Genomic DNA, 243 nt, shown 5'->3' with positions numbered 1-243 from the left:
GCCGAGCAACTGGAAGGGACCGTTGGCATAGGCGTCATAGCTGTCGTGGTCGTCGGTGTAGCTGTAGTCGCCGGGGTTCTGGGTCATGCTGGCGCAGCCGGTGGTCGAGTAGTAGCAGTCGTTGTACAGCCCGAGCATGTTGATTCGCGCCCACAGCTTGTCGGCGGCCAGCTTCATCTGCCAACCGTTGGCGAAGCGGTGGGTCAGGTCGCTGAACAGGTGGGTGGTGTCGGTATCCCAGTA

The 243-nt window shown here is 61.7% G+C and carries 1 pseudogene; it reads right to left on the bottom strand.

The features are described from left to right. Window positions 1-243: pseudogene (locus ACLJNW_RS27840) on the bottom strand (hypothetical protein); the annotation flags it as partial.

The organism is Salmonella sp. SAL4457, assembly GCF_046548235.1.
Classification (GTDB): Bacteria; Pseudomonadota; Gammaproteobacteria; order Enterobacterales; family Enterobacteriaceae; genus Salmonella; species Salmonella enterica.
Note: the sequence above shows the minus strand (reverse complement) of the source record. Positions and strands in the feature narration are given on the sequence as shown.